The organism is Anaerobutyricum soehngenii (assembly GCF_009697165.1).
GTDB lineage: Bacteria > Bacillota > Clostridia > Lachnospirales > Lachnospiraceae > Anaerobutyricum > Anaerobutyricum soehngenii.
Genome location: NZ_VULP01000059.1, coordinates 1 through 2,402, shown reverse-complemented (window position 1 = coordinate 2,402; position 2,402 = coordinate 1). Strand labels below are relative to the sequence as shown.

3 protein-coding genes are annotated in these 2,402 nt (G+C 39.6%); all 3 read left to right on the top strand.

All coding sequences use genetic code 11. The features are described 5' to 3' along the window. Positions 1 to 141 precede the first annotated feature (141 nt). On the top strand, positions 142 to 810 hold the full coding sequence (locus FYJ25_RS14935) for a response regulator (protein ID WP_278277477.1): 669 nt from the start codon (positions 142 to 144) through the stop codon (positions 808 to 810). A 235-nt stretch (positions 811 to 1,045) separates the two neighbouring features. Further along, positions 1,046 to 1,822, top strand: coding sequence for a ZIP family metal transporter (locus tag FYJ25_RS14260; RefSeq protein ID WP_154581596.1), 777 nt, complete (start codon positions 1,046 to 1,048; stop codon positions 1,820 to 1,822). A gap of 288 nt (positions 1,823 to 2,110) precedes the next feature. Further along, positions 2,111 to 2,402 (top strand): helix-turn-helix domain-containing protein (locus FYJ25_RS14255; RefSeq protein WP_154581595.1); only part of this gene is annotated, 292 nt, incomplete at its 3' end.

Here is a 2,402-nt window from a genome sequence, read left to right as displayed (position 1 = left end):
CAACCACCCTATGATGTAACGCCACTTTAGATAGCAATATCTATCGGGGATTAAAGGTCGGAGGTGTAAGCCGTTAGTACGACTGGGCAGTTACAAGCCCATGACCTTTAGGTCGTGGGTAGTTGACGTGAAGATACGGGCATTGGTATGAGTGAGGAATATCTTCCGCATGTCTATGAAGAATTTTCCAGAGAACATACCACTACAGAAAATAAGGTGCAGGGAACCGAGCTAGGACTTTCTATTATCAAATCCATGATAGAACTAATGGGTGGAAGTATTCAGGTAGAAAGCAGACAGGGCATTGGAACAAAATTTACGGTAGATTTTTCTTTTGACATAGCATCGAAAGAAGAGGTGTATGGAAATCAGAATACCATGAAGCCACCCGAAATTCACACGATAAAAGGAACAAGAATTCTCCTTGTAGAGGATAACGAGCTGAATGCGGAAATAGCGAAGACAGTTCTCGAAGATGACGGAGCGTTGGTTACCAGAGTGGAGGATGGGCAGCAGGCAGTGGAATTATTTAAAGAGAAACCAACAGGAACATTTGATGCAATTCTGATGGATCTGATGATGCCTGTTATGGATGGATATACAGCTACGAAGAAAATCAGGTCGTTAGAATGTTCAGATGCAAAAACAATACCGATTATAGCTATGACAGCGAATGCATTTCAGGAAGATGCTGAAAAGTGCATTGCCGTAGGGATGAATGCTCATCTGGCGAAGCCTTTAGATATTGAAAAAGTGATGATAACAATCTGTCATTTAGTAAAAAAGAAAAATTCAATCACCATCTATTAGAGCATGACTGTGATTGACCAGAAAAAATTAGAAACATTGTTAAAAGAATTTTGTTGTTATATCATTCCGTAAGTGATATACTAAAAAGACAGAAAAAAAACCGTGTGAAATTACAGTTTTACTTTCTCACGGTTTCTTTTATATAGATAAGTTAGTTACAACTAATATTAAAATAGTATGAAAGACTACAAAATAGTAGTTTTTCCGGTTTTAAAGAAAGGAAAATGCAAAGCTAATGAATACTTTTTTTGGCATATTAATTCCATTTATTGGAACAACGCTGGGTGCAGCGTGTGTATTTTTTATGAAAAAAACGCTGGGCAAATCAGTGCAACGTGCACTTACAGGATTTGCAGCAGGTGTAATGGTTGCTGCTTCAATCTGGAGTCTTCTGATTCCGGCCATTAAACAATCTGAGAATATGGGAGACTTATCATTTGTTCCGGCAGTTGCTGGGTTCTGGATTGGTATATTATTTTTACTCACACTCGATCATTTGATTCCACATCTTCATGTTGGAAGTAATCAGGCAGAGGGACCGAAAAGCAGGCTTGGTCGTACTACGATGATGGTGTTGGCGGTCACATTGCATAACATTCCGGAAGGTATGGCAGTCGGTGTAATGTATGCAGGATTTCTTGCTGGAAATACACAGATTACATCAACAGGTGCACTTGCGTTATCACTTGGAATTGCTATTCAGAATTTTCCGGAAGGAGCAATTATATCCATGCCGCTTAGGGCAGAGGGAGAAAGTAAGGGAAAGGCATTTTTAGGTGGTGTACTTTCAGGGGTGGTCGAACCGATTGGCGCAGTATTGACAATTATTGCTGCACAGCTGATAATCCCGGCATTACCATATTTGCTGAGCTTTGCAGCAGGGGCTATGCTTTATGTCGTGGTTGAAGAACTAATCCCAGAAATGTCGCAGGGACAGCACTCAAATATTGGTACGGTTTTCTTTGCAGTTGGGTTTAGCTTAATGATGATTCTGGATGTGGCACTTGGGTGATAGCAGACAGGAGCAGGTATTAGAATTTGGAAAAGGCAGTAGTAATGGCTGCCGATACATTTATCCTCTTACAGCAAGAAGACTCCGACCTCTAAGGTGGAAGATGAATTGCGTCTGCTATCTACTTGATAGAGGATACTAATTATAGTATAGTATCTTTAGTCGAATAATAAAAAATTGAGATACAATCAATTGAGATAATAACGCACATTTAGTATTCTTACTATACTATCATCTTGTGCTTGTGTTCAAGTATCGCAGGTGGGGTTTCGCGGAAAGGGAAGTGGCATGGTGGCAAACAGAGCATATAAATTCAGAATATATCCCAATGATGAACAGAAGATTTTGTTTGCCAGAACTTTTGGATGTGTCAGAATGGTATACAATCATTGGCTTGATAGAAAGATCAGGCAGTACGAGGAGAACAAGACAAACGTAACATATACCATTTGCGCAAAAGAAATGGCTGCAATGAAGAAAACAGAAGAATACAGATTTTTAAAGGAAGCAGATAGTATCGCATTACAACAATCACTCAGGCATCTTGATACGGCATTTCAGAATTTTTTCAAACAGCCGA